General features: G+C 70.4%; 6 protein-coding genes. 2 read left to right on the forward strand and 4 right to left on the reverse strand.

Annotated features, from left to right (window positions below; genetic code table 11):
* Position 1: 1 nt before the first annotated feature.
* The 3 genes from QE494_RS16085 to QE494_RS16095 all read right to left on the reverse strand — a co-directional run bounded on the left by QE494_RS16085 (position 2) and on the right by QE494_RS16095 (position 3,923).
* Positions 2–1,288, reverse strand: a complete 1,287-nt coding sequence (locus QE494_RS16085) for a hypothetical protein (protein ID WP_300044905.1) — start codon at positions 1,286–1,288, stop codon at positions 2–4.
* A 159-nt stretch (positions 1,289–1,447) separates the two neighbouring features.
* Complete coding sequence (locus QE494_RS16090) at positions 1,448–2,965, reverse strand: undecaprenyl-phosphate glucose phosphotransferase (RefSeq protein ID WP_300044907.1); 1,518 nt, start codon at positions 2,963–2,965, stop codon at positions 1,448–1,450.
* Positions 2,958–3,923, reverse strand: a complete 966-nt coding sequence (locus QE494_RS16095) for a helix-turn-helix transcriptional regulator (protein ID WP_300044909.1) — start codon at positions 3,921–3,923, stop codon at positions 2,958–2,960. Before QE494_RS16095 ends, QE494_RS16090 begins: the two co-directional genes overlap by 8 nt.
* A gap of 188 nt (positions 3,924–4,111) precedes the next feature.
* Between QE494_RS16095 and QE494_RS16100 the strand changes: the two genes are divergently transcribed.
* Complete coding sequence (locus tag QE494_RS16100) at positions 4,112–4,858, forward strand: hypothetical protein (RefSeq protein WP_300044912.1); 747 nt, start codon at positions 4,112–4,114, stop codon at positions 4,856–4,858.
* Positions 4,859–4,891: 33 nt separating this feature from the next.
* Here the strand turns inward: QE494_RS16100 and QE494_RS16105 are convergent, their stop codons facing one another.
* Complete coding sequence (locus tag QE494_RS16105) at positions 4,892–5,140, reverse strand: hypothetical protein (protein WP_300044915.1); 249 nt, start codon at positions 5,138–5,140, stop codon at positions 4,892–4,894.
* A gap of 339 nt (positions 5,141–5,479) precedes the next feature.
* Here QE494_RS16105 and QE494_RS16110 point away from each other — a divergent pair.
* Positions 5,480–6,027, forward strand: a 548-nt coding sequence (locus QE494_RS16110; RefSeq protein ID WP_300044917.1) for an FGGY family carbohydrate kinase, incomplete at its 3' end; no start/stop codon positions are given.

Below are 6,027 nucleotides of genomic sequence, written 5' to 3' on the forward strand. Positions count from 1 at the left end.
CTCAGATCGAGATGCGAATGGCGAGTGAGCCGAAGGTGGCGCGAAAGTGCGCGCCGGCGAGGTTGCTGGCCCGGTGCTCGCTGCGCACCTGGGCCACCATCTGCCACCAGGACCAGGGCTGCCAGTCCAGCACCAGGCCGGTAGCCCGGGTGCGGTCCTCGCGGCCGGCGTCTAGCGCGAGCGCGTCCACCGTGGACCAGTGCCGCAGCTCCTGGGCATGACGCAAGGACAGCGTGGTACGCGCGCCCACCTGCCAGGCCGGCGCGAGGAACACGCGGCTGGCACGTACATAGCCGCCGGTGCCCGGTTCGTAGCCCCCGAGTTCATGCTCGAGGCCAGCCTCGACGCGGGTGCGTGCGCCGCTGTCCCAGGCCACACGGGCCCGGCCCACCGCGCCGTCGAAGTCACGTGCGGCCTGTGTGTCATGACGGCGCTGAAACTGGCCCAGGCGGGCGTCGAAGGCCCAGGCGGCATGGAGAGGCAGTTGCAGGGCCAGGTCGATCTGCCGGTCATGAAAGTCAGGACCGGATCCGTCGGGGTAGCGACCTTCGCCCTCACGGGCCTGCAGCGCCAGGTCCAGCCCCGACGGCCGGCGATGGCCCAGGCCCAAGCGCAGGCTGTCGATGCGGGCGTTGGCCTCCAGCGTGCGGGCCTGGCCGCTCTCGGCGCGCAGGTGCCCAGCGCCGGCCTCGACCCGCCAAGGACCGACGCCGCCCACGGTGAGGTCCACCAACTGCTCGCGCTCGGTGCGCAGGTCGACCCGGGTGGGCGCACCGTCGGCGCCGGAGAAATCGCGCAGCTGGGACTGGCGTGAGGACAGCGTACCGGTCAGGCGCGGGGTGAACGACGCCAACCAGGCGCCGCGGTAGTTGACCAGCTCATGATCGAGCGCGCCCCATTCGTCGAAGCGCAGCGCGCTGCCCTCGGCGTCGAGGGTGAACCGTTGCAGCCCGTAGCGTTTGTCCAAACGCAGGCCGGCGGTGAGGATGGCCAGTCGGTCGGCGCGCGCCTCGGAAGTGCGCATTACGTTGGAGTCATGTGCGAGGGCTGCGGAAAGATTCAATGCCAGCGGCTGCTCCGACCGCGGCAGCCGGGCGGCCTGGGCCAGAGGCACCAGAGGCTGCTGGCCGATCAGGGGCTGGGCCATCAGCGGTGCGGCGATGCGTTGGCGCAGCGCGTCCAGGTCGGACGCGTCGGCGGGCGCCTGCGCCTGGGCGGCCAGGGACAGGGACAGCGCCACCACGCACAGGGTTGGCAGGGTCAGGCGATGGCAGTCGGCAGGCTTCATGGCGGGTCTCGGTGGGCGTGGACGTTTGGAATCAGGGGACTGGCAAAGGAGATGGCCAAAGAGCCATCGAAGAAGGGCTGCACCATGGTCGTTGACCTGGCCCAGCGGCGGCAATGGCCCGCTCGGGTCCGGCCTGTCTGTGTACGGCCCGGACCATGCTCAATACGCCCTCGGATCGCCCATGAGCACGCGGACGGTGCGCAGGAGGATGTAGAGGTCCAGCCAGGGCGACCAGCGGCGCAGGTAGTCGATGTCCAGGCGGATTCGACCTTCCATCTTTTCCAGCGATTCGGTCTCGCCGCGAAAGCCGTGGACCTGGGCCCAGCCAGTGATGCCAGGGCGGACCTTGTGGCGAACCATATAGCTGCGTATCTGCTGCCGGTACATCTCGTTGTGAGCCACCGCGTGGGGGCGCGGACCGACCAGGCTCATGCGTCCCTGCAACACATTCACCAACTGGGGCAGCTCGTCGAGGGACAGCCGTCGCAGCCAGGCGCCGATGCGGGTGACACGCGGATCGTTGCGGCGTGCCTGCGGCACATCGGGCCCGTCCTGGGCTACACGCATCGAGCGGAACTTGTAGACCGTGATTTCCTCACCGTCGAGCCCGTAGCGCCGCTGGCGGAACAGGACCGGACCGGGTGAGTCGAGCCGGATCGCCAGCGCAATCAGCCCCAAGAGCGGCAGCAGTAGCACCAGCAACACACTGGCCAGGACCAGGTCGCCCAAGCGCTTGGCCACACCCCCCCAGCCCCGCAGCGGCGTGTCGCAAACCGAGATCACAGGCAGGCCGCACACCGCGCCAGGACGGCCGTGAATCCAGTCGCTGACGAACAGATCGGGAACGAAGTAGACCGAGGCGGTGGTGTCCTGTAACGCCTGCAACAACTCGCGGACCCGGGGCTGAGAGGCCATGGGCAGACACAGGTAGATCAGGTGGATGTGGCGCTGCTTCACATAAGGGCCGATGTCGGCCAGACGGCCCAGCATGCGGTGCCGGTGCGGGCCGGCCTGGCGCGGATCGACGCGGTCGTCAAAGCAACCGTCCAGCACGATGCCCGCGCCATGCGGTGAGCCCTCGGCCCCGCGTAGCCGGTCAGCCAGCGCCAGACCCTGGGCGTTGAGACCGGCGACCACCGCCCGCAGCGGCGGGCCCTGCAGCCGCACCAGATGCGGTGCAGCCCAGCGCAGCGCCAGCTGGGCCAGGCACTGCGACAGCGGCGCAGCCCAGAGCCAGTGCTGCCACACCGGCGCCGGCAGCTGCGACAGCAAGCCCGTGGCCAAGCCCGCCACCATCAGCAGGCCTGCTACCCAGGCCCAGCCGGCCAGCAAGGTCACCACCACCTGCTGCAGCGGCGCATGCAGCAGCGGTCGCGCCGGATAGGACAGCGCGAAGGCCAGGACCGAGACCCCCAGCCACGCTGGCGAGACCAGGCCCTCCTGCCAAAAGGCCACTGCCCACAGCGAGAGTGCTGTCGCCAGCGGTTCCAGCAGCGTCTCCAGCCCACGCACCAGCGGATGGCTGCTGCCACGCGGCGGTGGCAAGGGCAGCGGGCTCGGTGATCCCTCAGCGCTGCGGAGCCAACCAGCCGGGGACTCGCCAGCCCCCGACGCGGAGTCCGGCGCAGGCTTAACCTCCGTACGCCGCAGCGGCGCGTCGACCAGCCCCTCAGGCATGGAGGGCCAGCCGGCTCATGCGGGCCACGGCTTGGGCGCGATTGGTCACGTCCAGCTTGCTGAAGATGCTTTTCAGGTGGTTCTTGACAGTGAACTCGCTGATCTGAAGGATGCATCCGATCTCGGGATTGGTCTTGCCCTGGGCCACCCAGGCCATGATCTGCCGCTCCCGCTCGCTCAATGCCCCCGCCGAGTAGCGACGCATGGTGATGACCGGGCTGGCCGGCGCTTGCCAGGCACCCTCGCTGGCTTGCGGCCTCCAGCCGCCGGCCTTGCCAGCATCGCCCGCCGAAGCACGCGAGGTCGAACCGCCTGTCGGCAGACCCGGCGCGCCCTCGCCCGCGCCCCGGAGAGCCGCGTCCAGCAGCGGCACCAGCAAGGCGAGTGCTTGCCGCACCGCCTCCTCGGCACGAGCGCCCACGGTCCCTGGCACACCGAAGAACGCGAACAGGCGCCGGCCCCGCAAGCCGTGCACCCAGCAGCCCTCGCCCAGGCCCTCGGCGCGCGGCAGGTCGGCCGGCGTGACCTGGCAGGGCCGGTGGCCGTTGCTGGCCCAGGCCAGTGCCAAGGGCGCAGCCAGGGCGCAGGCGGCGGCCTCGCCGCGCCAGGGTGCATCCCCCAGCCACTGCGGCACACCGGCAGGCGCAGCATGGTGCAGCGGCGTCACCAGCAGCGCCCGATGGGCCAGCAGGGCCTGCAAGACGCCGCGCCACCAGCGTGCCAGCGCGGTGGGTCCATCGACCTCCACCGCCTGCTGCGCCAAACGCAGATACAGGGCCGCGTCCGGTGCAAGCTCGGGCAGCGGGCAGGCGCCCAGGCCATCCAGCGCGCTGGACGCAGCAACCGCGCCCGGCGGCAGGACCGCGGCAACGGGCACCCCCCCTGGCAAATGCGGCAAGCTGGCCTCCATCGGAAAGGTGGGCGGGAAAACAGAGGGAACAGAAAAACAGACCGACATGGCGGACTCCAACGAGGCACATACAGGGCACGGATGCTGCTGGAGCCGGACAGAGCCACCCTGTAGGTGCCAGGCGGCGACCCCTGTCGGCACTCCCCGCGCAGGCGGCCGTGTTGCTCCAGGCGGACGCGCCGACACCCTGCGCGCCGACAGCAGGGACAGCCCCTCGGACTACACTGCCCCTCGCCATGGAGCCGTCAGATCCCACCGCCGCAGCGCCTGCCACATCTGGCTTGGTCCTGGGCCGAACACACGCCCGCCGACTGCGCGACGTTTACCGATCCTCGGGCTGGCCCTGCCAGGACGCGATGGAGCTGGAACTGCTTGCCGCCGGCCTGCTCACGCGGGTGCGTGCCGATAGCGGCTACGAAACTCTGCGACTGACCGACACCGGCATTGCCTTCGTCGCCCGCTTCCGCGAGCAGCACCGCGCCAACTTCGGCCCGCATGAAGCCCTGGTAGCTCGAGTTGCGCTGGAGATGGCGCGCGCCGGGCGCATCGCCTGGCGCGGCCTGCGGCTGCGAGCCCAGGTGCCGGGCGAGGACGGCCAGCAGCGATGGGCAGTGGCCAAGCCCGACGTGTTCTCGATCCGTCACACCACGGTGCCCACCTATGTCGAGCCAGTCGTGCACGAGATCAAGGTACGCCGCGCCGACCTGCTTGGCGATCTCAAGCGGCCAGCCAAGCGCGCCGCCTACCTGGCCCTCGGAGAGTGCTGGTATGTGCTGGGCACCGACGCGCGCGGGCGGCCGATCGGCGAGCCCGAGGAAATCCCTGCCGAGTGCGGCGTACTGCTCCTGCGCGGCGAACGGCTGGAGTTGGCCCGTGCTGCCCACCGGCCCGCTCGCGAGGCACTGCCCTTTGATGTCTGGATGGCGCTGGCCAAGGCAACACCGGCGGTCCCGGTGGAAGAGCCCGCGCAGGGGCGCTTCTGAGCCCGCCGCCGGGTCGGCCCGGAGCAAATCAGCTCAGACGCCTTCTTCGGCCCGTCGCAGCGCCTCTCGTCGCACGACCGTGCTGGGCTGATGGGTAAAGGGCAGCCGCGGCAGCCCCATCAGCGCCTGCAAACGAGCGTGAGCGCGGTCCATGTCGGCGCCGATCATGGCCAGGGCCACCTCGTGGCCCGGTTCGTTGCGCGCCACCTCCAGGTAGGCCGCCCGCAAGCGCTGGTAGTCGGACTCGGCGCGGGCGATGTCCTGGGGCGAGGCCATGGTCATGGATGGAGCGTAGGTCGTACGCGGTGAAGACTGGCGCTCGTCCGCCAACGCTCCGGCAAGCGGCGGGCGCAGCTTAGCCGGTGCTTCAGCACGCGGCGAAGCCAGCGCGTTCGCTCGCGCGAGTGGGGCAATCTCGGAAGCAGACGGTCGCATAGGGACACCATAGGACGGCTCGTGCCGCACGGGTGTTCGCCAAATGCAACAAGCGTGGCGACATCCCCGAGTGACGCCAAGGCTGCTCCCGAGCCACTCCCGGGCAAGGACCCGGCCGCTCCCGAGCTACTACCATTCGTCCAGGCGGGACCGGAGAACCCGCCGAACCCGCAACGGAGACACCCCATGGACGGCTACATCCTCGCCCTCGACCAAGGCACCAGCAGCTCGCGCGCCCTTGTCTTTGACGCACACGGACAGGCCGTCGCCCTGGCCCAGCGCGAGTTTCGCCAGCACTTTCCCCAACCCGGCTGGGTCGAGCATGACGCGCAGGAGATCTGGCAAACCCAGCTGGAGGTGGCGCGCGCGGCACTGGCCCAGTTACGTGCCGCTTCACCTCAGGCGAGGGTGCGGTCGGTGGCGATCACCAACCAGCGCGAGACCTGCCTGCTGTGGGACCGTGCCACCGGGACACCGGTGGGCCCGGCCATCGTCTGGCAGGACCGTCGCGCCGCCGGCTGGTGCGACGCGCTGCGCGCCGCGGGACATGCGCGGCGGGTACAACGCAGGACCGGCCTGGTGATCGACGCCTGCTTCTCTGGCAGCAAGCTGCGCTGGATGCTGGACCACCTGCCGGGCCTGCGTGCTCGCGCCGAGCGCGGCGAGCTGGCCTTCGGCACCATCGACACTTGGCTGCTGTGGCAGTTGACCGGCGGTCGGGTGCATGCCACCGA

It is taken from the genome of Ramlibacter sp. (genome assembly GCF_029866045.1).
Classification (GTDB): domain Bacteria; phylum Pseudomonadota; class Gammaproteobacteria; order Burkholderiales; family Burkholderiaceae_C; genus Ramlibacter.